The sequence below is a fragment of the Sphingomonas psychrotolerans genome (genome assembly GCF_002796605.1).
Taxonomy (GTDB): Bacteria; Pseudomonadota; Alphaproteobacteria; order Sphingomonadales; family Sphingomonadaceae; genus Sphingomonas; species Sphingomonas psychrotolerans.
On the sequence record NZ_CP024923.1, the window covers coordinates 273,298 to 299,636 of the forward strand.

The following is a 26,339-nucleotide window of genomic DNA, read 5'->3' on the forward strand; positions in this document are numbered from 1 at the left end:
CCGCCAGATGCTCTGTGGCAGTATCGTACGACCGGCCCTAGGCTGACTCAAACGGTGGGGAGGGTAAATTGGGCATCGGCGAGGTTTTCAAAGAATTCATCGGCAACCTTGCGGTCGACAATGCGCAATCCATTTCCGACCGATATGGTGAAATTACCTCTGCGCTCAACAAGGCGTTTCGCGACACCGAGTCTAAAACAGCTAATACGCTGCAAGTCGGATCGTATGGACGCTGGACCGCGATTCACGGCATTTCTGATTTGGATATGCTTTACATTATGCCCAAGGGGCAGTGGGCGACTTACGATAAGGAGGGGGGGCAAGCAAAGCTGCTTTCCGACGCCGCCGCCGCGATCAAGGGACGTTATCCCAAAACCGACATTGGGGTGGACAGGTTGATTGTTCGGGTGCGCTACTCAAACTTTCACGTCGAGGCTCAGCCAGTCTTCCAAATGGAAGACGGAAGTTTCAAGTACCCAGATACCTACCGGGGCGGACATTGGAAAATAACCAAGCCTTTGGAAGAAATGGCTGCTATGTCGGAATTCGATCAGCAGAAGAATAAAAACCTACGCCGACTCTGTAAGATGGCGAGGGCTTGGAAAAACAAGCATGGAGTCGGAATGGGTGGGTTGTTGATCGACACACTGGCACATAAATTCATACAATCGACGGCGCAGTATGACGATAAGAGCTACTTGTACTATGATTTGATGAGTAGGGACTTCTTCCAATATTTATCTAATCTTCCTAAGCAAGAGTATTTCATGGCCCTAGGTAGCGGGCAGCGCGTCAAAGTTAAAGCGAACTTCCGCAAGAAGGCTGCAAAGGCATATGATCTATGCCTTAAGGCGATAGCGGCTGAGGGCACCGATAAACAAAATGATAAATGGAAGGCAGTTTTCGGCCGACCGTTCCCGTCTCAAGTTAAAGTTGCGAAGGCGGCACTATCCGAGGCTAGGTTCCGACACACGGAAGAGTTTGTAGAAAATTCTTTGAGAGTTGATGTTAGGTATAACATAACTATCGATTGTGATATTACGCAAGACGGCTTTAGACCGGCATCGTTGCGGGATATGCTTACAAGGGGAGTATTCTTACAGCCTAGGAAGCGTCTGCATTTTTCCGTAACAACAACCGACGTGCCGGGGCAATTTGGGCTGTTTTGGAAGGTTCTCAATCGCGGGCCTGAGGCGGAGAAACGTGACATGATCCGGGGACAGATTGTCGCGGATAAGGGTCACAGAGAAATTGTTGAGTACACCACGTTCAAGGGGGATCATGTAGTAGAATGCTACGCGGTGCAGTACGGAGTCGTTGTCGCGACTGACAGAATTCATGTTCCAATTAGTTCAAATTCGGATGATGACGATGGATAAGTCTGCTCTTTTAAAGTGCTTAGCCGAAACGGGATATAATGTCGGGTTTGGCGCTAAGAAGCATTTCGCGACTTATGATATTGTTGGCAAGGTTCCCGGTCTTATTGGCTTCCTATCGTTGTCGGTTGGTACACTTGCCTTAGTGTTTGATGAGTTATCAAAAAAGCTACCGTCAGCTTTGATGGTTATACTTGGAGTGGTGGCGCTCTACATCGCCTTTTACGACCATTCTCGCGAAAAATACAACGAAGTAGGTGTTAAGCTAACTAAGATATATAACGAGTTACGAAAATTGTATCGTGACGTTCAATCTGGCAATGCGGGCGCTTTTGTCAATGAAGAGGCTGAATTGCATAGGCTAGAGAATGAATACTATAGCCTATCCATAACTAAACAGATTATGTTTAGTGACTGGTATGCTCACTATAAGTTCTTTTGGCAACATCAAATTGACTGGATTGAAGAGCAAAAGAAGTTCAGTTTCTGGCGAGATAAGATGCCTCTTACTGGCACCGTTGTGCTCGTTATGATCGTTTTAGGCTCCGTCGGGTGGGGCGTTTGGCTACTGTGGCGTTGACACTCGGACGCCACAGCACGGCATTGCATCTGACACAATTTGTCCTCAAAATGCGAGTGGGAGTGTCGAGCTAGAGCACGCAATTTCTAGGGTTTTCTGCATGGGTTGCGGTGTCTGCACTGTGTTCACACCGCAGGGGTCGCTGGTTCAATCCCAGCCGCGCCCACCATGTAGAGAAGCCCGCCGGTCACTCGATCGGCGGGCTTTTTCATTGCGTCATTTCGCCAGCGGCGCGCGCTCTTGCTCCAGCCGTTCGTCGAGCGCCGCCGCGAAATCGCCCGCATAAGTGCGGCAGGCGCCCGGATCGATGAACGGATTGGGCTTGGCCCCTTGGTCGAAGCGCCGGCGCTTTTCGTCGCCGCCCGACTGGCTCGGATGGGCGCTGATCAGGATGTCGCAGGGCATGCGGCGCATGATGGCGAAGGTCCGGCGAAACGACGCGACCAGCCACGCATGGCCAGGATCGGAAAAGCGATAGTCCTGCGGCGCCGCTGGGTTGAAGCTCGCGGCGAAGACGATCGTGCGGCATTGGCGCCCTTCGCAGCTTCGCCAGGTCCAGCTCGTGCTCCCGCGGGTGTGCCCCGGCGTGGCGCGCGCAGTGACCGTCACCGCGCCCAGCCGGATCCGCTCGCCGTCGCGCACGGTCCGCAGCCGCGAGACGGCGGGGAAGGGTGTCAGCCAGCGCGCCTGCGCGTCGAGGGGATCGGTGCCGCCGCGCAACACCGCGGCCGCGGCCGCGCCCGCCACCACCGTCGCGCCGCTGTCGCGCGCGAGGGCGGCGATGCCGCCGGCGTGATCATAATGCGGCTCGGTGCTGAGGATGTACTTCACATCCTCCACGCGAAAGCCGAGCTTGCGGATATTCGCCTCGATCGCCCGCACCCCTTGCGGGACGGCGCCGTCGATCAGGATCAGCCCCGCGCCGGTATCGATCAGCCCGACATTGAGGCCTTCGAAGCCGACGAGATGGAAATTGCCGAACACGCGGATCGGTGCCTGCGGCCCCAGCCATTTCGCCGCGCTTTCCGGGGCGATCGGGCGGAGCAGCGGGTCGTCGGCCTCCTGGGCCGTTGCCGGTGACAATGCGAACAGAGTGGCGGCGAGCGCGACGCGACCTGGCTTCATGACGGATACTCCTTGTTGACCATCGGGAAGTGGTCTCGACAGGCGCCGCGGCGCAAACCACCATTTCTGGGAAGAGCCATTAGCCTGGCTCATGGCTCGTTTGCCGTGGATCCCGCAGGGTTGATGCTGCAGCGCAGCGCAACTAAGCCGCCGGTTGCAAGGCGGGGAGGGACACATCATGCTCTGGGCAGGCGCGACGATCGCGGCGGCGGCGTTTCAGGTCGGCCGCAACGCGCTCCAGCGCGGAATGATGTCGCGTACCGGACCCTGGGGCGCGACCTTGGTCCGCTTTCTGTTCGGGCTGCCGTTCTCGTTGGTCTTCGTGGCGGTCGCCTTCGCCTTCACGCCGGACGTCGCGCCCCGCTTCGGCGCCGCCTTCTGGTGGCCGGCGCTCACCGGGGCGCTGGCGCAAGTGCTGGCGACCGCGGCTCTGCTTCTCGCGATGCATTATGCCGGCTTCGCGATCGGGACGGCGCTGCAGCAGAGTTCGGTGCCGCTCGCCGCGATCGCGGGGCTGCTCGTGTTCAGCGACAATCTCTCCCCGCTCGGCTGGTCCGGAGTGGCGCTCACCACGCTGGGGCTCGCGATCCTCGTATGGCCGCGCCGGACCGGGGGCGAGGAGAAGCCGGTGCTGGGCGTCGCGCTCGGGGTCGCATCGGGGCTGCTGTTCGGGTTCGCGCTCAATGCGTTTCGCCACGCCGGGCTGCGGCTCGAGCCGCACCACCCCTTCTTCGCAGCAGTGGCGAGCGTCGCGATCGTCCAGGCGGTGCAGGCCGGCGTGCTGATCCTCTATCTGCTCTGGCGCGATCGTCCCGCACTCGTCGCGGTGATCACCGGCTGGCGCGAATCGCTGGGAGCGGGGCTGTTCGGCGCGCTGGCTTCCTCTGGCTGGTTTTTCGCGCTCAATCTCGCTCCGGCGGCGGCGGTCCGCGCGCTGGGCGTGATCGAGATGCCGATCGCCGCGCTCGCCGGTCACCGCTTGTTCCGCGAGGGCCTCACTCTTCGCCAGATGCTCGGCGTACTGATCGTGACGATCGGGGTGGCGCTCACCGCGGGGTTGTGATCGCGCCGGCACCGGATTGTTGCGGATCTGCAACGGCGTAACCGGATTGTCATGCAAATGTCTCGCAAGAGTCTCTGAACTCTCGCGGACGAGTCACGCAAGCCTCCTAGCGCAGCGTTCGTGATCGGCAGGGGGAACCGAGTCGATCCCGTCCATTCTCGCCCACGCGCAAACCGGCATACGCCGGAACGGAGACTTTATGGCCCGCTTCCAACGCCTCAGCCTTATCCTTTTGTCGAGCTGCGCCGCGCTCAGCCTCGCGGCCTGCGATGGAGCGAGCAGCGTCGCTTCCCCCGGCGAAGGCGCTTTCCCGCCGGCCGCCCCCGCCCCGACCCCGGCTCCCAGCCCGACTCCGACGCCCACGCCGGGTACGCCGGCCGCTGCGTGCCCGACCGGCACCGGCCAAGCGCTCACCGACGTCGGCACCATCGGCGCGTTCCGCATTTGCCGCCTGCCGACGCTGATCACCAATCTGACGCTGCCGAGCAAGGCCGCTGCGCCGGGCGTCGCCTATGAGATCAACGGCCGCGTCGACGTCGGCGTCGATCGTGGTTCGCAGGGCCTGATCGGCCAGGCCGGCTCGTTCACCATCGGTGCGGGCGCGGTGCTGTTCGCCAACACCACCAATGCCGACAACGACTTCCTGATCGTCAATCGCGGTTCGACGATCAATGCGCAGGGCACTGCTGCCGCGCCGATCATCTTCACTGCGCAGCAGAACCTCGCCGGCACCACCAATGACGACAGCCAGGGTCTGTGGGGCGGCGTCATCATCGCTGGCCGCGCGCCGGTCGCCAATTGCATCGCCGGTGCGAACGACGCCGCCGGCAGCAGCACGACCTGCGAGAACGTCGTCGAGGGCACCGGCAACGCGCTCTACGGCGGCAACGCCGCAGGCGACACCTCGGGCGTGTTCCAATACGTCCAGATCCGCTATTCGGGCACCGTCATCAGCCCGAACAACGAGCTTCAGGGCCTCACCCTCGCCGGCGTCGGCTCGGGCACCACGATCGATCACGTTCAGGTTCACAACAGCTCGGACGACGGCATCGAGATCTTCGGCGGTACGTCGCAGGCGCGCCACCTCGTGATCACCGGCGCCGACGACGACGGCCTGGACTTCGATGTGGGCTGGCGCGGTCTCGTCCAGTTCCTGATCACTGCGCAGAAGCCGGGCCTGACCACCACCGACACCTATTCGATGGAGATCGACTCGAGCTTCGCCCCCGCGACCGGCGCCAATCCCGAGGACGCACTTCCGCGCACCTGGGGTCGGGTCGCCAATGCGACGCTGATCCAGACTAATACCAGCACGAGCAACCCGCTGGCGGCGATCCGCCTGCGCGGCAGCGCCGATCTGACCTTGGTCAACTCGATCCTCGTCACGCCGGGCAACTGCCTCGTCACCGAGGCCGGCACGGCCGATCGCGGCACTGTCCGCGCCGCCAACCCTGCATTGCAGGATCAGGGGCCGCCACGCTTCAACTCGATCTACTTCGCCTGCGGCACCGCGCTTACCCGCGAGAACACCGTCAACGGCCAGTTGATCACCAACGCCGAGCAGGCAGCGTTCTTCACGACGGCGCCGAGCTCGGGCAACACCACCGACGGCACTGCGGCAAACGCGCTGCAGAACGGCTATTTCCCGACAGCGACGACGCTGGCAGTGGCGCCGTTCAACGCCGCATCGCTCAATTCGTCGGGCTCGGCCTTCCTGACCACCACCACCTATATCGGTGCGGTCAGCGGCCCGACGGACACGTGGTTCCAGGGTTGGACCTGCAATTCCAACCGGGCGAGCTTCGGCACGACCAGTGGCGCCTGCACTGGCTTCTAAGCACCGGAACGCGGGCAGCGGGGGCGGCGGCTTGGCCGCCGTCCCCAAGCCTTTTCCGACGCCCATACCCCAACAGCGGATACCCCGATGAAGAACCAGCTCGCCTTCGCCAGCCTTTTGGCCATCACGACCTGCCTCGTTGCGCCGGCCGCGTTCGCGCAGGCGGCTGACGGCTCGCCCCAGACTGCCAGCCCGCCGCCGGCGGCACAGGCGCCTTCCGAGACCCCGCAGGATGCGGAGCAGGCGCCGGAGCGGGAAGTCGAGATCTCCGCACCGGGCGCCGGCGGCGAAGAATATGGCGACATCGTCGTCATCGGCCGCAACATTCCCAATGTCGTGCGCAGCACGCCGCAGGTGGTGTCGGTGCTTTCCGCCGAAGACATTGCGCGGACCGGTGAAGGCGATATCGCCGGCGCGCTCCAGCGCGTCACCGGGCTCAGCGTCGTCGGCGCCGGCTATGTCTATGTCCGCGGCCTCGGCGACCGTTACTCGCTGTCGCTGCTCAACGGCCTGCCGCTGCCGAGCCCCGAGCCGCTGCGTCGCGTGGTGCCGCTCGACATCTTCCCGACCAGCGTGATCGGGTCGTCGCTGGTCCAGAAGACCTTCTCGACCAATTATCCCGGCGAGTTCGGCGGCGGCGTGATCAATCTCACCACCAAGGCGATCCCGGAAAAGTCGTTCATCTCGATGGGCGCTTCGGTCGGCTTCGACCTCGAGACGACCAGTGAGCTCGGCTACACCTATGACGGCGGCAAGCACGACTGGCTGGGCTATGACAGCGGAACGCGCAAGACGCCCGGCTTCGTCCTCCAGGCCGGTGCCGATCGCGCGACGATCCCGACCAGCCAGGCAGTCAATCTGACCAACGCAGAGACGACCGTCCTCTTCGAGAACTATCACATCCCGCCCAATTTCTCCGGCGAGATGAGCCTCGGCGCGTCGACCGATATGGGCGGCGTCCGGCTCGGGGTGATCGCGGGCGGCGGGATCAATAACACCTGGCGCACTCGCGACGCGGTCTCCGGGGTGCGCAGCATTCCCAGCACGACCTTCCGCCGGGTCACCACCGATCACCGCGCGCTGGTGAACGGCCTGCTCGGCTTCGGCGCCGAGTTCGGCGAGCACCGCATCCGTTTCACCAATCTCTATATCCACGACACGCTCAAGCAGGGCCGCCTCGGCGCGGGCACTGCCGAGAATTTCGAATCGCCGATCGACGGCAAGGCGCCGGTGATGGAGCAGAACACCAACTGGTTCGAGCGGCAGCTGTTCACCAGCCAGGTCGTCGGCGAGTTCGATTTCGGCGCGCTCGATGTCGACGTGCGCGGCGCCTATGCCAATACCAAGCGCAAATCGCCTTATGAGCGCGCGTTCCGTTATCTCTACGACGCCGGGATCGGCGATTATCGCAACACTCTCAACGGCGGCTCCTACGCCACTGTGGCGTTCAGCGACCTGAACGAGAATCTGTGGGCCGGCGGCATCGACTTCGCTTATGACCTGAACCTCGGGCGGCCATTCAGCCTGCAGGCGGGCTATGCCTATCAGGATACCGATCGCTCCTCCTACCGCTATACCTTCGATTATGTGATGCCGGGCGGCAGCGCGCTGCCGGATCCCTATTCGCAGATGCGCCCCGATTTCCTGCTGTCGGACTATACGCTTCAGACCAACGGCATCGTGCTGCGGCCGTCGACGACCAGCCAGGGCGCACGCGCTTATGATGCCGAACTGACCACCCATGCCGGCTATGCCCAGATCGAAGGCGAGATCGCCGACGGGATGCGAGTGACCGCCGGCGTGCGCTACGAGACCGCCGACCAGACGGTGGTGCCGACCGACAATCTGCCCGCGACCGTGCTCAGCAACGATTACTGGCTGCCTGCGGCAACGCTGACGTGGAACTTCGCGCCCGATATGCAGTGGCGCCTCAACGCATCGAAGACGATCGCCCGGCCCCAGTTCCGCGAACTCGCGCCGCAGCAATATCTCGATTATGATTCGGACCGCGTCTTCTACGGCAACCCGTTCCTCGTCGACAGCAAGCTGACCAACATCGAGGCGCGCTACGAGTGGTTCTTCGGCAAGGATCAGCGGATCACCGCGGCGGGCTTCTTCAAGAAGATCGAAGATCCGATCGAGACGGTGAGCTTCCAGGTCGCCGGCAGCAACAGCACCCAGATCAACTTCGCAAATGCGCCCGAGGCGCAGCTTTACGGCGGCGAGATCGAGCTGCAGAAATATGTGCCGCTCGATTTCATCAACAACGACCTGTTCACGAATCGCCGGCTCGTGCTGATCGCCAACTACACCTACACGCATTCGGAAGTGTTCGCGGGCAACGAGCTGATCCGCGATCCGATCAACCCGGGGTCGGTGACGCGCCCGGCCAATCAGATATTCGTCTCGGGCCAGCCGCTGGTCGGCCAGTCGGACCATCTGGTGAACCTGCAGCTCGGCATCGAGGACACCACCAAGCTCTCGCAGCTGACCTTCCTGTTCAATTATGCCAGCGACCGCATCGTCGCGCGCGGCTTGCTCTCGGGCGGGGGCTTGCCGCCGATCGTCGAGCGGCCTGGCGTCCGCCTCGATTTCGTGCTGCGGCAGGGCTTCAACGTGCTCGGCGGCGAGTGGGAACTCAAGCTCGAGGGGCGCAACCTCACCGGCACCCGCTTCGTCGAGTTCCAGGATTATGGCGGCACCACCGGGATCGCCGACACCAACAGCTTCGATCAGGGCCGCATCTTCTCGATCGGCCTCAGCACCAAATTCTGATCGGTTAAAAGGGGGAGGGGGCTCCGGCCGGGCAATGCCCGCCGGGGTCCTTTCTGCGTCACCAGCCCCAGGGACGCTCGCGGAACCACTGGGTGATCACGTATTTGGTGCCGGCGCGCACCTTCATCGCGTGGTGGATGGTCGAGGGATTGGGCGTGCCGTTGGCGCGCAGATTGTTCCAGGCGAGCACCTTGCCGACTTCGGGCTCGACCATCTTGTCGATCGCCTTGAAGCGCGTCACCCCGCCGGCCTCGACCTGGTTGAGATAGAGCATCACCGTCCACGTCCGCTGTCCCGAGACGCTGCAATATTTGTCGTAATCGGCCCCGGTCGGCTCGAAATAATCGGTGTGCGCCTTGAACTCCTGGCCTACATCGTAGCGCTGGCCCTGCATCGGCTCGGCACGCGCCGGGTCGAGCCCGGTCAGCGCGATGATCCGGCGTTTCAATTCCACTGCCAGCGCGTCCTCGGGATCGAGATCGCAGGTCTCGCTGGTGCGGAAGGCATAGTCGCCATTGGCATCGGCAATCGTCGAGGGGCGACGCCGCGAGTCGATCTGGAGCATCAGCAACTGGCAGAGCTCGGGCTCGAGGAACTTCTTGCCGATGAACATCGCCACCTTGGGATTGGGCACGCGCTGGACGCCGGTCTGGCGCAGGAGGTGCTCGATCACGGGCTCGGAAGGATGGCCGCCACCGAAATTGGGGGGCGTGGCTTGCGGGGCGAGGGTCTGCATCGCACGGATTTGCCAAATCCCGTCGCTTTTCGCCAGCGCGGCGTGATCAACATCGCAGCGTAACAAAAGCGCAAGCAAGCCGTCACATTGCGCGGGCAGTCGAGCAGGATGGCCGTCGACACGCAGCTCGAAGCCGAAGTGCCGCTGGACGCGCTGGGCGTGCCGGCGCGGCTGGGCGCGGCGCTCGAGCAGGCCGCGGGACGGCTCACCGGGCTGATCGCGCTCGCCGGGCCGGGCGCGGCGGAGACCGCGGCCGCGTTGCATCGGCGCTACGGCATCGCATTGGGCGGCGTGATCGCCGACCGGATCGCCGCCAATCTGCTGATCGAGGCGGCCGATCGCGGGCTGGTGCTCGCCTGGTTCGACAGCGGCGATGCGGTCGGCACCATCCTCAACCTGCGGCGGCTGGCCAACGACCGGTTCGCGCTGGCCGCGGCACTGCGGCTGGTGATCGCGCAGCGGCTCGCGCCGGGGCTGTGCCGCGCGTGCCGCGAGCCGATCCAGGCGTTCGGTTCGCGCGCCGCTCTGCTCGGGCTCGATCCGGGTGCGATCCTGTGGTCGGCGCCCGGCTGCGAGCAGTGCGGCGGGAGCGGGGAAGGCAGCCCGGTGCGGATCTTCGAGGGTTTCGAAGTGGATGCGGCGATGCGCCGGCTGATCTACGACGGCGCGGACGCCCCGTTGCTGGCGCGTCACGCGTTTCTGTCGGCGGCGAATTTCGCCTCGGCGGCCCGCGCTTTGGCCCGCGAGGGCGTGATTGCGCCCGAGGCGGCGGTCGGCGCATCGCGCAATGATCTTGCGCTTCGCGAAAGCCCCCGCTAAGCGCCCATTCGTTCGCGGCGACCGTAGTTCAATTGGTTAGAGCGTCGGCTTGTGATGCCGGAAGTTGCGGGTTCAAGTCCCGTCGGTCGCCCCATTCTCCTTGGCCCGGAATTTTCCCTTGAAAACCGACTGGGGCTTCCCCGATTTCGACCAACATGAGGGCGTTCACCTCTTCACCGACCATGCCAGCGGGCTGAGCGCGATTATCGCGATCCACTCGACTGCATTGGGGCCGGCAGCGGGCGGCGTGCGCTTCTGGCATTATGCCAATTCGGACGCGGCGATCACCGACGCGCTGCGGCTGTCGCGGGGGATGAGCTACAAGAACGCGATGGCCAACCTGCCGATGGGCGGGGGCAAGGGCGTGATCCTCGCCGCCGAGCCCGGCGCGACAGTGACGACTGCCCAGCTCGAGGCCTTCGGCCGCGCAGTCGAATCGCTCCAGGGCAAATATGTCACCGCCGAGGATGTCGGCATGTCCGAGGCGCGGATGAAAATCGTCGCGACCCGGACGAAGCACGTCTCGGGCCTGCCGGTCGCGGCGGGCAGCGCGGGCGGCGATCCCGGCCCGGTGACCGCGCGCGGTGTCTATCTGGGCGTCAAGGCGGCGGCGAAGCGCGGGCTCGGGGCCGATTCGATGGCCGGCGTGCGCGTCGCGATCCAGGGCGTCGGCTCGGTCGGCGGCGGGCTTGCCCGGCTGCTGGCTCAGGACAATGCGAAATTGGTGCTCGCCGACGTCAATGCCGAGCGAGCAAAGGCGCTGGCCGCCGAGCTGGGCGCCGAGGCTGTCGACGCCGGGGATATCCTGACGCTCGATACCGACCTGTTCAGCCCCAACGCGCTGGGCGCGATCCTGACCGAACAATCGATCCCGGCGATCAAGGCGAAGGTGATCGCGGGCGGCGCGAACAACCAGCTTGCGACGCGGGCCGACGGTGCGCGGCTGCACGATCGCGGCATCCTGTACGCGCCCGATTACGTGATCAACGCGGGCGGGATCATCAATGTCGGGCTCGAATATCTCGGGCAGGGCAATATGGCCGAGGTCCAGGCGCGGGTGGACAAGATCCCCGAGCGGCTGACCGAAGTGTGGGACGAGAGCGACCGCACCGGCGATCCTGAGAGCGAAGTCGCCGACCGAATCGCGCAGCGGCTGATCGGGCGCGGGTGATTCGGCGGGGCTGCTGTTGGAAACAGCGGGTCTGGTTTCACGGTTTGCGCGGTGAATCGGCAATTTAGTTGCCGGCGGTGACGATGTTGCGTTTGCGCCTGGCGCTTGCTTGCGTTCACCGGTTCAAAGAGCGTCTCGGACGTAGCGGACGAAGATCCTACATTTGAAGGGTGTCACCACCGGCCGCTTCCTCGTGCGGCGGGCTATCCAGAAACCCAATTGTCACCCCGGCCCTGTGCCGGGGTCCACCGTGCGGTGAGGAAAGTCGCACGAGGCGAGAGGGGCTCGCCCGGGGAGCAGTGGCCCCCGGCACAAGGCCGGTGACCGAGGTTTGTGGTTCTGTCATCGCCCCGGCTAAAGCCGGGGCCTCGGGCCGCGAGCGCGACGCCTGAGATCCCGGCTTTCGCCGGAAGGACGATTATGGGGGGAGCGCGCACAAAAAAATCGCGCCCCATGTCACATCCGGGCGCGTCGCCTCGTCATGTCTTCGTACCCATAAGGAGACTGACCATGACTCAACGCCTCGATCCGTTCGCCGCCGCGCCTGTCCAGATGCAGGCATGGCTCGACATGTCGCTCAAGATCGCGCCGGCGATCGAGCATAGCCTGCTCGAACTGGTCAAGATCCGCGCCTCGCAGATCAACGGCTGCGCCAATTGCATCAACATGCACACCGCCGATGCGCGCAAGGCGGGCGAGACCGAGCAGCGCATCTATCTGCTGAGCGCATGGCACGACGCGCCGGTCTTTTCGGCGCGCGAGCGTGCGGCGCTGGCATGGACCGATGCACTGACTCTGATATCGACGGCGCGGGCGCCGCGCGAAGTGTACGATGCGCTCGCCGCGGAATTCACGCCGGAGGAACAGGTGCAGCTGACCCTGATGATCAACGTGATCAACGGATGGAACCGCCTCGCGGTCGGTTGCGGGCTGTTCTACGAGGGCAAGCCGGCCACGGCGCGGGCCGCGTGAGCGACGCGGCGATCTCGTTCGATCCGCTGCGGCCGCGGCTGGCCCGCATCGCCTATCGCATGCTGGGCTCGGTCGCGGACGCAGAGGACGTGGTGCAGGATGCGTTCCTGCGCTGGATGGGTGCGGACCGCGATGCGATCCGCGAGCCCGAGGCGTTCCTGCGCCGGGTGGTGACGCGATTGTGCCTCGATCAGCTCAAATCGGCGCGGGCGCGACGCGAGACCTATGTCGGGCCGTGGCTACCCGAGCCGGTGGTCGAGGAGGGGGAGGAGGCGGACGACGTCACCTTGCCGCTGATGCTGGCGCTCGAGCGGCTGAGCCCGCTCGAGCGCGCGGCGTTCCTGCTCCACGACGTGTTCGGCGTGCCGTTCGACGAGATCGCCGAGACGATCGGTCGCGACGCCGCCGCGACACGCCAGCTCGCGAGTCGCGCCCGCACCCATGTCCGCGCCGCGCGGCCGCGCTTCGAAATACCGAAGGCGCGCGGGCTTGAGATTGCCGAAGCGTTCTTCCATGCTTCGCGCAGCGGCGACATGGGCGCGCTGCGCGGTCTGCTTGCCGACGATGTCTCGGTCTATTCGGACGGCGGCGGCAAGGTCCATGCCGGGCTGCGGCCGATCCTCGGCATTGAGGACGTGATGAAGCTGCATGGCTCGCTGGCGCGCTTCTTCGCGAAGGAGATGTCGCGCATCGAGCGCTGGGGGATGATCAACGGGCTGCCCGGATTCGTGACCCGCGAACCCGGCGGCGTGCTGCAGACCACGGCGCTGGCGATCGAGGACGGCAAGATCCTGGGCATCTACATCATGCGCAATCCGGACAAATTGCGGCATCTTGGCGCGGTGCATTAGAGTGGGCCGACATTCTTTTCCCTGTCACCCCGGACTTGTTCCGGGGTCCACTGCGCCGCGAGTGCCGGCAAAGAGCCTCTATCGCATCGCTCGGACGCCTGGAGGGCCCCGGAATAAGTTCGGGGTGACAGAAAGGGGGGAATCTTTCGGCGCGCGCGCTTCCGGGCAGGGGCGGTGGGGCCGGTTTTTTCTCCCGTCCGGGGCCTCCCGCCCCTCTGGACAATAAAAGTACCGGCCAGTATAGAAAGCTCTTGACGCACCGCAGCGCGATTTCTATACCAAGCGGTATGGAAGTGATCCGTCACCTTCGCAACCGGGACCAGACGAAGGAGCTGCCTATGCGTCAGCCAACCAAACAGCGAGATCGGGCCACGGCCTGAACCATCGGCGCCTCGCGCGCCGATCCACATTCGAGGCCCAGCCATCCTGCCGCGCGAGCATCGCTCGGGCGAGGAGGGTCTGCGCTTTCGCGACAATAATCACCGGTGATCCCGCGGCCCAGTCGCCGCGGGCAGGGGAGCGGTACGTCCGCCACCGGTTGGAAGGGAGAAAAACCATGGCCTATCTGAATTTCGCGACGCTGCAGGGCAGCCCCGTCGCCACGCCCGACGACGTCACGACCACCGACGTCACGGCCGCACCGCGCACCCGCACCGGCCTTTCCGCGCTGGAATGGCAAGTGGTGGCGATCGCCCAGCACGACCGGCTCTCGTCGCTGGCAAAGCCGGGCCGGCTCGCCACTGCGCTCACCATGATCTTCGGCGGCCAGCGGCCCAATCCCGAGCTCGCCGACTCGCGTCTCGAGGCGCTCCGCCGCCTCGCCGTCCATGCGTGGCACCGCGGCTATTCGGTGCCGCGCGCCGCGATCCGCGCCTTCCACGAGGCCGGCTTCACCATCGAACAATATGAAACGCTGCTCGCCAGCATCAGCCGGGGCCGGGCAGCTCTCAATCAGGGAATTCGTGCATGAACATGATCACGCGTATCGACCCGGTCGAGCCCGCTGCGGCCGAAGCGGGCCCGCTCGACCGCCGGCGCCGTCCGCTCTGGCAAAAGGGCGCGCTCGTCGCGCTGCCGGTGCTGCTCGTTGCCGGAGGCGTCGGCTTCTTCAATCGTGAATCGCCGGCGATCGCCGCACCGCCGCCGCCCACCGTCACCGTCGCCCAGCCGCTGGTGCGCCAGGTGAACGAATGGGACGATTATGTCGGCCGCTTCGAGGCGAGCCGTAGCGTCGAGGTGCGTCCGCGCGTCTCGGGGCAGATCACCGGCATCCACTTCACCGATGGCGCGATCGTCCAGAAGGGGCAATTGCTCTTCACGCTCGACGCGCGGCCGTTCGCCGCGGCGCTGGCCGAAGCGCGTGCCGGCCTCGCCAGCGCGCAGAGCGAACAGGCGCTCGCCGAATCCGATCTCGGCCGCGCCGAGCGGCTGGTCGCGGTCGAGGCGGTGTCGAAAAGCGATGTCGAGCGGCTCCAGGCGCGGGTCCGTGCGGCGCGTGCTTCGGTCGCCGCGGCGCAGGCCCGGGTTCGCGCCCGTTCGCTCGACGTCGAGTTCACTCAGGTCCGCGCGCCGATCGCCGGCCGGATCTCGGATCGCAAGGTCGATGCCGGCAATCTGGTCGCAGCGGGCGAAGGGGCGGGCGGTTCGCTGCTCACCACGATCAATGCGCTCGACCCGATCTATTTCAGCTTCGACGGTTCCGAGGCTTTGTTCCTCAAGGCCAAGCGTGCGGCGGCTGCCGGCGGCGCGGCGTCGCCGGTCGAGATCCGCCTGCAGGACGAGCCGGACCATCGCTGGAAGGGCCATCTCGACTTTACTGACAACGGGCTCGATCCCCGCTCGGGGACGATGCGCGGCCGCGCGGTGCTGAGCAATCCGGGGATGTTTCTCACCCCCGGCATGTTCGGCAACATGCGGCTCTCGGCGGGTGGCACCACCACCGCGCTGATGGTTCCCGATTCGGCGATCGGCACCGATCAGGCGCGCAAGATCGTCGTCACGGTTGGCAAGGACGGCACGCTCCAGCCCAAGCCGGTGGTTCTCGGCCCCGTGGTCGACGGGCTCCGCGTCGTCCGCTCGGGGCTCACCCCGCAGGACCGCGTCGTCCTCGCCGGCGGGCTGATGGCGCCCCCGGGAAGCAAGGTCCAGATCAAGCCGGGCAAGATCGAACCCCAGGCGGTGGCCGCCGCACCCGCCATCTCGGCTCCGGTCACGGGCGAAGCAACCTTCGCCCGCTGACCGACCTGCCGCCGGGCGGTCCCCAAGAGCCCGGCGGCAGGACCCTTTTCAGAAATCCCTCCAGCGAGGAGTAGGCCATGCGCCTCTCGCGTTTCTTCATCACGCGTCCGATCTTCGCCGCGGTCATCGCGGTCGTGATCACGATCATCGGTGCGATCGCCTATCTGGCGCTCCCGATTTCGCAATATCCCGACATCGTCCCCCCGACGGTGACGGTCACTGCCGGCTATCCCGGCGCCTCGGCCGAGACCGTCGCCGAGACCGTCGCCGCGCCGATCGAACAGGAAATCAACGGCGTCGACGACATGCTCTACCAGTCGTCGCAATCGACTGGCGACGGCAACGTCACGATCACCGTGACGTTCAAGTCGGGCACCGATCTCGATGCCGCGCAGGTGCTCGTCCAGAACCGCGTCGCGGTCGCAATCCCACGCCTGCCGGAGGAAGTGCAGCGCCTCGGCGTCGTGACGCGCAAGACCACCCCGGACTTCCTGATGGTGGTCAATCTGATCTCGCCCGACAAATCGGTCGATCGCAGCTACATCTCCAATTACGCACTGACCCAGGTCAAGGACCGGCTCGCCCGGATCAACGGCGTCGGCGACGTGCGGATGTTCGGCGCGCGTGACTATGCGATGCGGATCTGGATCGATCCGGGCCGCGCGGCGGCGCTCGACCTGACTGCCGGCGATATCGTCCAGGCGCTGCGGTCGCAGAACATCCAGGTCGCGGCGGGTACCCTCGGCCAGGCGGGCTCGCAGCCGAGCGGCAGTGCCTTCCAGCTCAACATCGAGACGCAGGGCCGTCTCAAGGACCCGAGCGAATTCGGCCAGGTGGTGATCCGCACCGATACCGACGGGCGGCAGGTGCGCGTCAGCGACGTGGCGCGCGTCGAGCTGGGCGCGGCGGACTATTCGTCGAACACCTATCTTTCGAACCAGCCCACTGTCATCCTCGGCGTCTTCCAGCGCCCGGGCTCGAACGCACTCGCCGCGGCGACGGCGGTCGAGGACGAGCTCAAGGCGATGTCGAAGAACTTCCCCAAGGGCCTCGAATATCGCGTCATCTACAACCCGACCGAGTTCATCTCGCAGTCGATCGACGCAGTCTATCACACGCTGGGCGAAGCGATCCTGCTCGTCGTGCTCGTCGTCATCGTGTTCCTCCAGAAATGGCGCGCTGCGATCATTCCGGTGGTCGCGATCCCGGTCTCGCTGATCGGCACGATGGCAGTGCTGCTGCCGCTCGGCTATTCGCTCAACAACCTCTCGCTGTTCGGCCTGGTGCTGGCGATCGGCATCGTCGTCGACGACGCGATCGTCGTGGTCGAGAATGTCGAGCGAAACCTGTCGCGCGGCATGACCCCGCTCGAGGCGGCGCGCACGTCGATGGACGAAGTGTCGGGCGCGCTGGTTGCGATCGTGCTGGTGCTGCTCGCGGTGTTCCTGCCGACCTTGTTCCTCAACGGTCTGTCGGGCGCCTTCTACAAGCAGTTCGCCGTGACGATCTCGGTCGCGACTGCGATTTCGCTGCTGGTCTCGCTCACGCTCTCTCCGGCGCTCGCCGCAGTGCTGCTCAAGGGGCATGAAGGCGAGCCGAAGGGTCCGATCTCGCGCGTGATGCGGCGCGGGGCGGACGCGTTCAACCGCGGCTTCGAGCGGATGAGCGACAGCTATTCGCGGCTGACCCGGACGCTGGTGATGCGGCCGAGGCGGATGATGGTGGCCTATGCCGGCCTGATCGCCGCCACGGTCGGGCTGTTCTGGGTGACGCCGGTCGGCTTCATCCCGGCGCAGGACCAGGGCTATTTCCTCACCGTGATCCAGCTGCCGCCGGGCTCGTCGCTCGAGCGCACCGACGAAGTGATGCGCAAGGTCGTCGCGCGCATCCTGCCGATCAAGGGCGTCAAGGGCTCGGTGATGCTTGCCGGCTTCGACGGCCCGTCGCAGACCCTCGCCCCCAATAGCGCCGCGGCGTACGTTCCCCTGCTCTCGTTCGAGGAGCGCAAGAAGCTCGGCGTCAGCTACGCCGAGATCATGAACGAGGCGCGAACGCGCACCGCCGACATCAACGAGGCGATGCTGCTCGTCGTCCCGCCGCCGCTCATCCAGGGCATCGGCTCGGCCGGTGGCTATCGGATGATGGTCCAGGATCGCGGCGAGCATGGCTATGCCGAACTCGGCAAGACGGCTTATGGGCTGATCGGTCAGGCCAACCAGACCCCCGGCCTCCAGCAGATCTACACCTTCTTCAACACCGCCACGCCGCGCGTCTTCGCCGATATCGACCGGCGCAAGGCCAATCTGCTCGGCGTGCCGCCCGAGCGGGTGTTTGAGGCGCTCAACGTCTATCTCGGCTCGGCCTTCGTCAACGATTTCAACATGCTCGGCCGGACGTATCGGGTGACGGCGCAAGCAGACGCACCGTTCCGCGCAACCGAGGCGGACATCGCCAACTTGAAGACCCGTTCGAACTCGGGGGCGATGGTGCCGATCGGTTCGGTCGCGACCTTCGAGAACAAGACCGGGCCGTATCGCGTGACGCGCTACAATCTGTTCCCGGCAGTCGAAGTCGATGGCGATACCGCGCCGGGCTATAGCTCGGGCCGGTCGCTGGACACGATGGAGCAGCTCGCGAGCAACTTGCCCGCCGGCTACAACGCCGAATGGACCGGCATCGCTTTCCAGCAGAAGATGGCGGGAAGCACTGCGGGCCTCGTCTTCGGGCTGGCGGTATTGTTCGTCTTCCTCGTGCTCGCGGCGCAATATGAGAGCCTGACGATGCCGCTGGCGATCATCCTGATCGTGCCGATGTGTCTGCTCGCGGCGATGGCCGGGGTGAACCTGCGGGGGATGGACAATAACGTCCTCACCCAGATCGGCCTCGTCGTGCTGATCGCGCTGGCCGCGAAGAACGCGATCCTTGTGGTCGAGTTCGCCAAACAGGCCGAGGAAGAGGACGGGCTGTCGCCGGTCGAGGCGGCAGTGCGCGCCGCGCGCGATCGTCTGCGGCCGATCCTGATGACGTCGTTCGCCTTCATCCTCGGCGCCGTGCCGCTGCTGATCGCGACCGGCGCAGGGGCGGAGCTTCGTCAGGCGCTCGGCACTGCTGTGTTCTTCGGGATGATGGGCGTGACCGGCTTCGGTCTGCTCTTCACGCCAACCTTCTACGTCGTCTGCCGCGAGCTTGGACAGCGTCTCGCGCGCAGGCGGCGTGGATCCGCGGATGGCCACGAGCCGGTGCTCCAGCCCGCCGAGTAATAACCGTCGTCCCGGCGAAAGCCGGGATCTCAGGCGGCTCCATCCCGCCATCGCCCGAGATCCCGGCTTCCGCCGGGACGACGGGCAGGAGGAAGTGAAATGACCTACCGCATATTCTTCGCCACCGCCTCGGCACTGGCTCTAGCCGCCTGCGCCGCCGGCCCCGATTACGCCGCTCCCGTCCACCCGCAGACCGCCGCCGGCAATTTCATCGCCGCCAGCCCCGCGGTCACTCCCGAGCCGGTCAAGGGCGACTGGTGGCGGCTCTACAACGATCCGGTGCTCGACAGCCTTGTCACCGACGCGCTGGCGGCCAACACTGACGTCCGCGTCGCCGTCGCCCGCATCGCCCGCGCCCGCGCGGCACTGCGCGGCGCCCGTGCCGATCGCTTGCCGCAGGCCGGGGTGAGCGCCGGAGCCAATTACGGCCGGGTTCCCGAAGGCCAGCGTCCGGCCGGCGCCCCGCGCGAGGATTGGCAGATCGATGCCGGGCTCGACGTTTCCTACGAAGTCGATCTGTTCGGCCGGGTGTCGCGCAATGTCGAGGCGACGCGCGGCGATGTCGCCGCCGCCGAGGCCGATGCCGACGCGGTTCGAGTGATCGTCGCCGCCGAAACCGCGCGAGCTTATGCCGATGGCGCCTCCGCCGCCGAACGGCTCGCAGTGGCCGAGCGCATCGTCAAGCTGCTCGACCAGTCGATCGACTTGACCGAGCGCCGCCGCAATGTCGGGCTCGCGACGCGGCTCGACACTGCCCGGATCGGCGCGTTGCGCAACCAGCGGCAGGCCGAGGTGCCTGCGCTCGCCGCCCGGCGCGATGCGGCCCTGTTCCGCCTCGCCACGCTCACCGGCCGCGCCCCCGCCGATCTGCCGCAGGCGGCGCGGGCCCGCACCGAGACGCTGCGCCTCGACCAGCCGATCCCGGTCGGCGACGGCGCCGCGTTGCTCGCCCGCCGGCCCGACATCCGTGCCGCCGAGCGCCGCCTTGTGGCCAACACCGCGCGGATCGGCGTCGCCACCGCCGATCTCTATCCCAAGATCAGTCTGGGCGGGTCGGTCGGTTCTACGGGCAATGATATCGGCGAGATCTTCACCGGCGGGCCGCTGCGCTGGCTGCTCGGGGGCTGATCAACTGGGCAGTCAATCCCGAACCGGCGCGCGCCCGCGTCGCCGCGGCGGAGGCCGACACCCAGGCCGCGCTGGCCACCTTCGACGGCGTCGTGCTCGGCGCATTGCAGGAGACCGAGACTGCGCTCTCGGCTTATGCCCATGCGCTTGAGCGCCGGGCCGCGCTGCAGGCGGCGTGGAACGAGGCGCAGGCCGCGGTGAACATCTCGCGCGCGCGCCAGCGCGAAGGCGACATCGACTCGCTGGCCTTGCTCGATGCCGAACGCACCTTCGCCGATGCCGAAGCCTCGCTTGCCGCCGCCGACGCGCAGATCGCCGATACCCAGGTCGATTTGTTCAAGGCGCTCGGGGGCGGGTGGCAGACGCCGCAAGCTTAACCATTACCATAACCGTCACCCCGGCCTTGTGTCGGGGTCCACCGGGCAGGAAGAGAGAAGCATGCGGCTCTTGTGGCGACGTCTCCACAGGAGCCGCTATGTGTTCGCAGTTTGAGAAGTGGACCCCGGCACAAGGCCGGGGTGACGCGTGAGGATTGAGGTGGGCTCAGCGCCCCTTGCGCTCCTCCGCGATGCGCAACAGCCGAAGCACGTTGCCGCTCCACATCTTCTCGATATCGGCCGTCGAATAGCCTGCCTGGCGGAGCCGCGCGGTGATCTTGGGCAGCGCGTCGATATCCTCGAAGCCCGGCACGCCGCCGCCGCCGTCCCAGTCGGCGCCGAAGCAGACATGGTTGACCCCCGCCACTTTGATGAGGTGGAGCACCAGTCGCATATAGGTCTCGAAATCGGCGTCCTGCACCGGCGAAGTGGCGTCGAGCGCGCGGATTTTCCGGACCAGCTCCTTCTGCTCGGCGGGCGAGAGCTTGCCCATCTCCTCGGCCTGGTCCGAAAGCGCGATGCGCTCGGGCGTCGAGCGCATCGTGTTGAGATAGGCGGCGTTGGCGCAGATCGCTCCGCCCGAGGCGGCGAGCTTGCGGATGCGCGCATCGTCGAGATTGCGCGGATGGTCGAAGATCGCCTTGGCGCCGCTATGCGACAGAATCACTGGCGTTTTGGATAGCTCGATCATCTGATCGAGCACCGCGTCCGAGGCGTGGCTCGCGTCGAGCACCATTCCCAGCTGGTTCATCTCGGCGACCCATTGCCTGCCCAGCGGACTGAGCCCGTTATATTTTGGCTTGTCGGTCGCCGAATCGGCGAACTGGTTGTTCCGGAAATGCACCGGCGACGCCATCCGCACCCCGCGCTGGTAGAATTGGCCGAGCAGCGACAGATCCTCGCCGATCGGATAGCTGTTCTCGATGCTGATATAGCCGAAGCGCTTTCCTGCTCTGTCGAGCCTTGCGGCGTCGGTCGCCTTGGTCGCTAGTCCGATCCGGTCGGGGAACTTGGCCAGCGTCGAATGGATCTCGTCCGAACGCTTGAACGCGAAGGCCTTCGCGGCGGCATAGCCCTCGGCAGTCAGCGGCCCCTGCGCGGTATAGATCACGAAAAAACCGCCATCGAGGTCGCCTTCGTCCATCCGCCCCAGATCGACCTGCACCAGATCGTCCTCGTAGCGGTGCCGCTCGCCGAAATTCCAGCCGGGGCGGCTGAAATAGACCGGCGTGTCGAGATGGGTGTCGAGCGTCAGCAGCCGCTTGTGCAGGTCGCCATCGTCCCCCGGCGCGGCGCGCGAGGTGGCGCAGGCGGCGGTGGCGAGCAGGGCAAGCAGGACGAGTTTCTTCATCGGGCACCTCGGGTCAGCGACTGCCCATAGCTATGGCGTCGGCGGCCGTCCCCGTACAGCCCGCCGAAATGGCGATGCCATAGCGCATCTGCATATCGCGCCCGCGCCGCAACGTCCTGCGCTGCGCCGCGCAAACCCGCGAGCGTGTCGATCTACCGCTATTCGGCCGCGTTCGCCGCCAGCGCCGCACCCTTGCGATAGGCGAAATTCGTGAGGCTCGATGCTTTCATCTCGATCGAGAAGCCCGGTGCGGTGGGTGCGCGATAGGCGCCGCGCTCGATCACGCACGGGTCCACGAAATGCTCGTGGAGGTGGTCGACATATTCGATCACCCGTCCCTCGGTCGTTCCCGCGAAGGCGAGATAGTCGATCATTGCGAGATGCTGGACATATTCGCACAGGCCCACGCCCCCGGCATGCGGGCACACCGGCAATTCGTATTTCGCCGCCATCAGCAGAACGCTGAGCACTTCGTTGACGCCGCCCAGCCGGCAGGCGTCGATCTGCACCACGTCGATCGCGCCGCGCATGATGAACTGTTTGAACACCACCCGGTTCTGGCACATCTCGCCGGTGGCGACGCGCATCGGCGCCACGGCCTCGCGGATCTGGCGGTGCCCCTCGACATCGTCGGGGCTGGTCGGTTCCTCGATGAACCACGGATCGGCGAAGGCGAGCGCACCCAGATGGGCGATCGCCTGATCGACTTCCCAAACCTGGTTGGCGTCGATCATCAATTTGCGGTCCGGACCCAGCGCGCGCCGCGCGATCCCGACGCGGCGGATATCATCCTCCACCGATCGCCCGACCTTCAATTTCACATGGTCGAAACCCTCGGCAACTGCCTCGTGGCACAGTCGTTCGAGCTTCTCGTCCGAATAGCCGAGCCAGCCGGCCGACGTGGTGTAGGCCGGATAGCCTTTGGCGCGCAGCGTCGCGATCCGATCGGCCTTGCCCGGCGCGCGCGCCTCGAGCAGCGCGAGCCCTTCCTCGGGCGTGATGCAATCGGTGATGTAGCGAAAGTCGATCAGCCCGATCAGCTCGGCGGGCGACATCTCGCCGATCAGCTGCCACAGCGGCTTGCCCGCCGCCTTGGCGAGCAAATCCCATACGGCATTGACGACGGCGCCGGTGGCGAGGTGGATCACGCCCTTCTCGGGGCCGATCCAGCGCAGCTGGCTGTCGCCGGTGATGTGCCGCCAGAAGCGCGCGCCGTCTTCGCGGATCCAGTCGAGGTCGAGCCCTTCGACCAGCGGCGCCAGCGCCTCGATCGCCGCGCAGACGATGTCGTTACCCCGTCCGATGGTGAAGGTGAGGCCGTGGCCTTCGAGCCCGCCATCGGTTTCGAGGATGCAATAGGCAGCCGAATAATCCGGATCGGGATTCATCGCGTCCGAACCGTCGAGCATCTTCGAGGTCGGGAAGCGCACGTCGAGTACGCGTATTTTACGGATGGTCGTCATCGTGCTGCGCCCGCGGCCTCCCGATCCAGATTCCGGCTTCTTGCGCGCGCGTCTTTGGCCATCGTTCGCTGCCTCTCCTGCACGGCCCGCACTGTGCCGAGCGATACTAGTTTATGTTTGCAGATGATCGTGATTTTCATAGGTGGGAATTGACGACGGCGCAAGTTTCCTGTTGGGCGCAAGCCAGCGGACAAATGCGAGAGGAAAGAAGATGGCACGGCGGCATTGCTTCGCGCTCGATCTTGTCGACGATGCCGCGCTCATCGCCGAATATGAGGCGCGGCATGCGCCCGGCGCGGTGTGGCCGGCGGTGCTCGCGCATATCGCGGCGCAGGGCGTCGAGGCGATGGAAATCTGGCGCACCGGCGACCGGATGGTGATGATCGCCGAAGTCGCCGACGACTATCCCCGTGCCGTCGCGGCGCCCGCCGAGATCGCCGAATGGGAGACGCTGATGTGGCGCTTCCAGCGCGCGCTGCCGCACGCCGTCCCGGGCGAAAAATGGGTGCCGATGCAGCGCATCTTCGCGTTTGGCGACCAGCAGTGATCCCGCTCCGGCGCTTGCCCGGCAGCGGCCTGGCGCTGCCCGAACTGGGGTTCGGCACCGCGCCGCTCGGCAATCTCTACCGGAGCGTTTCCGACGCGGATGCCGCCGCGACGATCGCCGCCGCGCTCGCCGCCGGGATCGGCTATGCCGACACCGCGCCTTATTACGGCTTCGGCCTTGCCGAGAAGCGGCTGGGGGCGGGGCTTGCCGGCCAGCAGGCGATCGTCTCGACCAAGGTGGGGCGGTTGCTCGCGCCAGCCGAGGGGCCGTTCCCGGAGGAACGCCACGGCTTCCGCTCGGCCGAGCCGTTCGAGCCGGTCTACGATTATTCCTATGACGGGGTGCTGCGCTCGCATGCGGCCAGCCTCGCGCGGCTCGGCGTCGAGCGGGTCGACATTCTGCTCGTCCACGATATCGGCCGCCAGACCCATGGCGCGCGCCACGCCGAGCGAATGGCCGCGCTGACCGGCGGCGGGCTTGCCGCGCTCGAACGGCTGCGCGACGAGGGCGCGATCACGGCGTTCGGGATCGGCGTCAACGAATGCGAAGTCGCGATGGAATTGCTCGATCGCAGCCCGCTCGATCTGATCCTCCTCGCGGGCCGCTACACCTTGCTCGAGCAAGGCGCGCTCGATGCGGTGCTGCCGCGCTGCGCGGCGACCGGCACCGGCGTGGTGATCGGCGGCCCTTATAATAGCGGGATATTGGCGGGGCGGGGGCTGCGTGCCGACGCGCGCTACGATTATGCGGCGGCCCCGGCGCCGGTGCTCGACAAGGCCCGCCGGATCGAGGCGGCCTGCGCGCGGCATCAGGTCGATCTCGGTGCTGCGGCGCTGCAGTTCGTGCTCGGCCATCCGGGGGTTGCCAGCGTGGTGCCCGGGCTGGCGAGCGCAAGCGAGGTCGCCGAGACCATGGTCCGCTACACTGGGGCGATACCGGCCCAGCTCTGGGCTGAACTCAAACACGACGGGCTGCTCCGCGCCGACGCGCCGGTCCCCGAGACAAAGGAGATTCATACGGCATGACTGGCAGGCTCGCGGGCAAGACGGCGCTGATCACCGGCGCCGCACATGGGATCGGTCGCGCCACTGCCGAGCGCTATATTCAGGAGGGCGCGACACTCTGGGCAATCGACCGCGACGCCGAAGCGCTCGCCACACTCGACGGGTGCGTGACGCGCGCCGTCGACATCTGCGACGCCGCGGCGGTCGCGGCGTTGATCGCCGAGGCGCCGGCGCTCGACATATTGTTCAACTGCGCCGGCATGGTCGCCGCCGGCACGATCCTCGATTGCTCCGAGGAAGACTGGCAGCGCTCGTTCGATCTCAACGCCACGGCGATGTACCGCCTCATCCGCGCGGCTCTGCCGGCGATGATCGCCAAAGGCGGCGGCTCGATCGTCAACATGGCCTCGGTGGCCGGCTCGATCACCGGGGTGCCCAACCGCTTCGCTTATGGCGCCTCGAAGGCGGCGGTGATCGGCCTCACCAAGGCAGTGGCCGCCGATTTCGTCGGCCAGGGCATTCGCTGCAACGCGATCTGCCCCGGTACGGTCGACACGTCCGCGCTCCACCAGCGGCTGCGCGCCACCGGTGATTACGCGAATGCACTGATCGCCTTCAACGCGCGCCAGCCGATGGGGCGGCTGGGCACGGCGGAGGAGATCGCCGCGCTGGCGCTGTATCTCGGCTCGGACGAATCGGCCTTCACCACCGGCCAGATCCACGTGATCGACGGCGGCTGGACCGTCTGAGCGTCAGATCCGGCTGTCGCCTTCGACCAATTGGTCGGAGATCTGCGCGGCCGCCTGCTGGACCAGCTCGCTGGTCTCTTTGGGCGAGACCGAGGATTGGAGCTTCTTGAGATAGGGCACGGTGAGCGCCGCCGCCGCCATTCCGCCGCGCATCACCGGCGCGGAGATGTCGGTCACTCCCGCGACGAACTTGCTGGGGGTGAGTTCGACCTGGCGTTCGCGGATCTCGTCGGCGTGCTGGCGGAACGCCGCGAGCCCGGCTTCGTCGAGCGGCGGGTCGAGCAGGCTCTCCCAGCGCCGGCGCACGTCCTCGGGCTGAAACGCGTAGAGCACCAGCCCGGACGCCGCCTGGACCAGCGGCCGGCGATAGCCGACGCGCACCGAGAAACCGAGCTGCTCGCTCGATTCCATCCGCGCGACGACGACCATCTCGCCCTGGGTATGCAGAGCGAGGTGGCATGATTGGCCGACGCTGGACGCGAGCTGGCGCATCACCGGCAGCGCCGCCTCGATCAGATTGCGGGTGCGCGGCTGCTGCATCCCCAGCGAGAACAGCCGGTCGGTGAGCCGATAGCCTTCGTTCGAGGGGTCCTGCTCGATATAGCCGCGGAACTCGAGCACCTGGACCATCCGGAACAGCTCGCCGTGCGAGCGATCGAGCCGGTTGACGATGGCGGTCAGCGTCATCGGTCGCGCCTCGATCGCCAGCAGTTCGAGGACGTCGAGCCCCTTTTCGAGCGCGGGTGCGCGATAGCGCGAGTCGATCTCGCTCTTGTCTTCAGCGACCTTCTTCACGGCACCCCCTCATGGCGTTCTTGCCGGCACCGTGTATCTGTTGCCGGCCCCGGAATGAAGATGGGCAGGACAGAAGGCGCGGCGAGCCGGTTGCATTTGCATGTGAAAAAGTTTTTATATGC

The 26,339-nt window shown here is 65.8% G+C and carries 20 protein-coding genes, 2 tRNA genes and 1 pseudogene; 18 read left to right on the forward strand and 5 right to left on the reverse strand.

Annotated elements, in window-relative coordinates; translation table 11 throughout:
* The first annotated feature begins 68 nt into the window (after positions 1 to 68).
* From CVN68_RS01280 to CVN68_RS01290, 3 genes are all read left to right on the forward strand, one after another.
* Positions 69 to 1,379, forward strand: coding sequence for a nucleotide-binding domain-containing protein (locus CVN68_RS01280; protein WP_100280604.1), 1,311 nt, complete (start codon positions 69 to 71; stop codon positions 1,377 to 1,379).
* Entirely contained in the window at positions 1,363 to 1,956 is a 594-nt protein-coding gene (locus CVN68_RS01285; protein WP_233503505.1) for an SLATT domain-containing protein, read from the forward strand. Before CVN68_RS01280 ends, CVN68_RS01285 begins: the two co-directional genes overlap by 17 nt.
* 102 nt (positions 1,957 to 2,058) lie before the next feature.
* Positions 2,059 to 2,125: transfer RNA gene (locus CVN68_RS01290), tRNA-Val, on the forward strand.
* 47 nt (positions 2,126 to 2,172) lie between these two features.
* Here CVN68_RS01290 and bla read toward each other — a convergent pair.
* Positions 2,173 to 3,081 carry a subclass B3 metallo-beta-lactamase gene (bla, locus tag CVN68_RS01295; RefSeq protein WP_100280605.1) on the reverse strand — a complete coding sequence of 303 codons (909 nt, stop codon included), beginning with the start codon at positions 3,079 to 3,081 and terminating at the stop codon, positions 2,173 to 2,175.
* 178 nt (positions 3,082 to 3,259) lie between these two features.
* Between bla and CVN68_RS01300 the strand changes: the two genes are divergently transcribed.
* From CVN68_RS01300 to CVN68_RS01310, 3 genes are all read left to right on the forward strand, one after another.
* Positions 3,260 to 4,144 (forward strand): DMT family transporter, encoded by an 885-nt coding sequence (locus tag CVN68_RS01300; protein WP_100280606.1) that lies wholly within the window; start codon positions 3,260 to 3,262, stop codon positions 4,142 to 4,144.
* 199 nt (positions 4,145 to 4,343) lie between these two features.
* On the forward strand, positions 4,344 to 5,981 hold the full coding sequence (locus CVN68_RS01305; RefSeq protein ID WP_100280607.1) for a hypothetical protein: 1,638 nt from the start codon (positions 4,344 to 4,346) through the stop codon (positions 5,979 to 5,981).
* A gap of 87 nt (positions 5,982 to 6,068) precedes the next feature.
* Positions 6,069 to 8,756, forward strand: coding sequence for a TonB-dependent receptor domain-containing protein (locus tag CVN68_RS01310; RefSeq protein ID WP_100280608.1), 2,688 nt, complete (start codon positions 6,069 to 6,071; stop codon positions 8,754 to 8,756).
* Positions 8,757 to 8,814: 58 nt separating this feature from the next.
* On the opposite strand, the gene CVN68_RS01315 is transcribed toward CVN68_RS01310, so the two are convergent.
* Positions 8,815 to 9,492, reverse strand: a complete 678-nt coding sequence (locus CVN68_RS01315; protein WP_233503506.1) for a prolyl hydroxylase family protein — start codon at positions 9,490 to 9,492, stop codon at positions 8,815 to 8,817.
* Positions 9,493 to 9,600: 108 nt separating this feature from the next.
* Between CVN68_RS01315 and CVN68_RS01320 the strand changes: the two genes are divergently transcribed.
* The 9 genes and pseudogenes from CVN68_RS01320 to CVN68_RS01360 all read left to right on the forward strand — a co-directional run bounded on the left by CVN68_RS01320 (position 9,601) and on the right by CVN68_RS01360 (position 20,308).
* The gene (locus CVN68_RS01320) at positions 9,601 to 10,311 is read left to right on the forward strand and encodes an ATPase, T2SS/T4P/T4SS family (RefSeq protein WP_100280609.1); all 711 of its coding nucleotides are present in this window, start codon (positions 9,601 to 9,603) and stop codon (positions 10,309 to 10,311) included.
* Between the two features lie 17 nt (positions 10,312 to 10,328).
* Positions 10,329 to 10,405, forward strand: a tRNA-His gene (locus CVN68_RS01325).
* 24 nt (positions 10,406 to 10,429) lie between these two features.
* Complete coding sequence (locus CVN68_RS01330; RefSeq protein ID WP_100280610.1) at positions 10,430 to 11,482, forward strand: Glu/Leu/Phe/Val family dehydrogenase; 1,053 nt, start codon at positions 10,430 to 10,432, stop codon at positions 11,480 to 11,482.
* 510 nt (positions 11,483 to 11,992) lie between these two features.
* Positions 11,993 to 12,454, forward strand: coding sequence for a carboxymuconolactone decarboxylase family protein (locus CVN68_RS01335; RefSeq protein WP_100280611.1), 462 nt, complete (start codon positions 11,993 to 11,995; stop codon positions 12,452 to 12,454).
* A complete protein-coding gene (locus CVN68_RS01340; RefSeq protein WP_100280612.1) occupies positions 12,385 to 13,305 on the forward strand; it encodes a sigma-70 family RNA polymerase sigma factor in 921 nt (306 codons plus the stop codon). Before CVN68_RS01335 ends, CVN68_RS01340 begins: the two co-directional genes overlap by 70 nt.
* Positions 13,306 to 13,861: 556 nt before the next feature.
* Positions 13,862 to 14,275, forward strand: coding sequence for a hypothetical protein (locus CVN68_RS01345; RefSeq protein WP_233503508.1), 414 nt, complete (start codon positions 13,862 to 13,864; stop codon positions 14,273 to 14,275).
* Positions 14,272 to 15,543: an efflux RND transporter periplasmic adaptor subunit gene (locus CVN68_RS01350; protein ID WP_100280613.1), complete on the forward strand. Its 1,272-nt coding sequence runs from the start codon at positions 14,272 to 14,274 to the stop codon at positions 15,541 to 15,543. The genes CVN68_RS01345 and CVN68_RS01350 overlap by 4 nt, the downstream gene beginning before the upstream one ends.
* A 77-nt stretch (positions 15,544 to 15,620) precedes the next feature.
* Positions 15,621 to 18,803 (forward strand): efflux RND transporter permease subunit, encoded by a 3,183-nt coding sequence (locus CVN68_RS01355; protein ID WP_100280614.1) that lies wholly within the window; start codon positions 15,621 to 15,623, stop codon positions 18,801 to 18,803.
* Between the two features lie 99 nt (positions 18,804 to 18,902).
* Positions 18,903 to 20,308, forward strand: a pseudogene (locus CVN68_RS01360) (efflux transporter outer membrane subunit).
* Between the two features lie 166 nt (positions 20,309 to 20,474).
* On the opposite strand, the gene CVN68_RS01365 reads toward CVN68_RS01360, so the two are convergent.
* On the reverse strand, positions 20,475 to 21,659 hold the full coding sequence (locus CVN68_RS01365) for a dipeptidase (RefSeq protein WP_100280615.1): 1,185 nt from the start codon (positions 21,657 to 21,659) through the stop codon (positions 20,475 to 20,477).
* A 158-nt stretch (positions 21,660 to 21,817) separates the two neighbouring features.
* The gene (locus CVN68_RS01370) at positions 21,818 to 23,122 is read right to left on the reverse strand and encodes an L-fuconate dehydratase (RefSeq protein WP_100280616.1); all 1,305 of its coding nucleotides are present in this window, start codon (positions 23,120 to 23,122) and stop codon (positions 21,818 to 21,820) included.
* 211 nt (positions 23,123 to 23,333) lie between these two features.
* Here CVN68_RS01370 and CVN68_RS01375 point away from each other — a divergent pair, with 211 nt between their 5' ends.
* Genes CVN68_RS01375 through CVN68_RS01385 form a run of 3 tightly spaced genes read left to right on the forward strand, consistent with a single transcriptional unit; the run spans position 23,334 to position 25,422 of the window.
* Positions 23,334 to 23,669: an L-rhamnose mutarotase gene (locus CVN68_RS01375; RefSeq protein ID WP_100280617.1), complete on the forward strand. Its 336-nt coding sequence runs from the start codon at positions 23,334 to 23,336 to the stop codon at positions 23,667 to 23,669.
* A complete protein-coding gene (locus CVN68_RS01380) occupies positions 23,666 to 24,694 on the forward strand; it encodes an aldo/keto reductase (protein ID WP_233503509.1) in 1,029 nt (342 codons plus the stop codon). The genes CVN68_RS01375 and CVN68_RS01380 overlap by 4 nt, the downstream gene beginning before the upstream one ends.
* Positions 24,691 to 25,422, forward strand: a complete 732-nt coding sequence (locus CVN68_RS01385; RefSeq protein WP_100280619.1) for an SDR family oxidoreductase — start codon at positions 24,691 to 24,693, stop codon at positions 25,420 to 25,422. The genes CVN68_RS01380 and CVN68_RS01385 overlap by 4 nt, the downstream gene beginning before the upstream one ends.
* A gap of 3 nt (positions 25,423 to 25,425) precedes the next feature.
* On the opposite strand, the gene CVN68_RS01390 is transcribed toward CVN68_RS01385, so the two are convergent.
* Positions 25,426 to 26,217 carry an IclR family transcriptional regulator gene (locus tag CVN68_RS01390; protein WP_100280620.1) on the reverse strand — a complete coding sequence of 264 codons (792 nt, stop codon included), beginning with the start codon at positions 26,215 to 26,217 and terminating at the stop codon, positions 25,426 to 25,428.
* Positions 26,218 to 26,339: the final 122 nt, after the last annotated feature.

What these genes read in the sequence shown, in the direction of transcription:
- CVN68_RS01285 (WP_233503505.1), top strand. Translation starts at nt 1,363, where the DNA reads ATGATGACGATGGATAAGTCTGCTCTTTTAAAGTGCTTAGCCGAAACG.
- bla (WP_100280605.1), bottom strand. Translation starts at nt 3,081, where the DNA reads ATGAAGCCAGGTCGCGTCGCGCTCGCCGCCACTCTGTTCGCATTGTCA.
- CVN68_RS01300 (WP_100280606.1), top strand. Translation starts at nt 3,260, where the DNA reads ATGCTCTGGGCAGGCGCGACGATCGCGGCGGCGGCGTTTCAGGTCGGC.
- CVN68_RS01305 (WP_100280607.1), top strand. Translation starts at nt 4,344, where the DNA reads ATGGCCCGCTTCCAACGCCTCAGCCTTATCCTTTTGTCGAGCTGCGCC.
- CVN68_RS01310 (WP_100280608.1), top strand. Translation starts at nt 6,069, where the DNA reads ATGAAGAACCAGCTCGCCTTCGCCAGCCTTTTGGCCATCACGACCTGC.
- CVN68_RS01315 (WP_233503506.1), bottom strand. Translation starts at nt 9,492, where the DNA reads ATGCAGACCCTCGCCCCGCAAGCCACGCCCCCCAATTTCGGTGGCGGC.
- CVN68_RS01320 (WP_100280609.1), top strand. Translation starts at nt 9,601, where the DNA reads ATGGCCGTCGACACGCAGCTCGAAGCCGAAGTGCCGCTGGACGCGCTG.
- CVN68_RS01335 (WP_100280611.1), top strand. Translation starts at nt 11,993, where the DNA reads ATGACTCAACGCCTCGATCCGTTCGCCGCCGCGCCTGTCCAGATGCAG.
- CVN68_RS01340 (WP_100280612.1), top strand. Translation starts at nt 12,385, where the DNA reads ATGGAACCGCCTCGCGGTCGGTTGCGGGCTGTTCTACGAGGGCAAGCC.
- CVN68_RS01345 (WP_233503508.1), top strand. Translation starts at nt 13,862, where the DNA reads ATGGCCTATCTGAATTTCGCGACGCTGCAGGGCAGCCCCGTCGCCACG.
- CVN68_RS01350 (WP_100280613.1), top strand. Translation starts at nt 14,272, where the DNA reads ATGAACATGATCACGCGTATCGACCCGGTCGAGCCCGCTGCGGCCGAA.
- CVN68_RS01355 (WP_100280614.1), top strand. Translation starts at nt 15,621, where the DNA reads ATGCGCCTCTCGCGTTTCTTCATCACGCGTCCGATCTTCGCCGCGGTC.
- CVN68_RS01365 (WP_100280615.1), bottom strand. Translation starts at nt 21,659, where the DNA reads ATGAAGAAACTCGTCCTGCTTGCCCTGCTCGCCACCGCCGCCTGCGCC.
- CVN68_RS01370 (WP_100280616.1), bottom strand. Translation starts at nt 23,122, where the DNA reads ATGACGACCATCCGTAAAATACGCGTACTCGACGTGCGCTTCCCGACC.
- CVN68_RS01375 (WP_100280617.1), top strand. Translation starts at nt 23,334, where the DNA reads ATGGCACGGCGGCATTGCTTCGCGCTCGATCTTGTCGACGATGCCGCG.
- CVN68_RS01385 (WP_100280619.1), top strand. Translation starts at nt 24,691, where the DNA reads ATGACTGGCAGGCTCGCGGGCAAGACGGCGCTGATCACCGGCGCCGCA.